The following is a 637-nucleotide window of genomic DNA, read 5'->3' as shown; positions in this document are numbered from 1 at the left end:
AATTTGGCGTGATTGAAGGCGTCACGGATAAAGGCTACTACACGAACAGTTACCACTTAGATGTAGAAAAGAAAGTAAATCCTTACGATAAACTAGATTTCGAAATGGAGTATCCCCCACTCGCCAGCGGCGGTTTTATTTGCTACGGTGAATATCCAAATATTCAACACAACTTAAAAGCATTGGAAGATGTGTGGGATTATAGCTACGATCGCGTGCCTTACTACGGCACAAACACACCGATTGACGAATGTTATGAATGTGGTTTCACCGGCGAGTTTGAATGTACCAGCAAAGGTTTTGTTTGCCCGAAATGTGGCAATCACGATAGCACAAAAGTGTCTGTCACTCGCCGCGTATGTGGCTATCTGGGTAGCCCTGATGCCCGCCCATTTAATGCGGGAAAACAGGAAGAAGTGAAAAGAAGAGTTAAACACCTTTGATTAACACTCTAGCAAAAGCACGCATTTTTTAATGCGTGCTTTTTATTTCCAACTTTGGCATTCCCCAAAATCTCCGCTAAAATAACCGCACTTTTTCTTATCCTCAAGGAAAGCAATATGTCAGATATTCTCAATAACCTTATTCATCTTCTTAAACTTGAAAAAATTGATGATTTAATCTTTCGTGGAGAAAG

The 637-nt window shown here is 40.7% G+C and carries 1 protein-coding gene and 1 pseudogene; both read left to right on the top strand.

Going from position 1 to position 637, the window contains the following annotated elements:
- A partial coding sequence (gene nrdD, locus AAX18_RS04310; RefSeq protein ID WP_046953079.1) for an anaerobic ribonucleoside-triphosphate reductase occupies positions 1-443 on the top strand: 443 nt, incomplete at its 5' end.
- 81 nt (positions 444-524) lie between these two features.
- Positions 525-637: pseudogene (locus AAX18_RS08995) on the top strand (acyl-CoA thioesterase II); the annotation flags it as partial.

Source organism: Haemophilus haemolyticus (assembly GCF_001008205.1).
GTDB lineage: Bacteria > Pseudomonadota > Gammaproteobacteria > Enterobacterales > Pasteurellaceae > Haemophilus > Haemophilus haemolyticus_Q.
The sequence above is the reverse complement of the archived record's forward strand: the minus strand, read 5'-3'. Positions and strand labels throughout refer to the sequence as shown.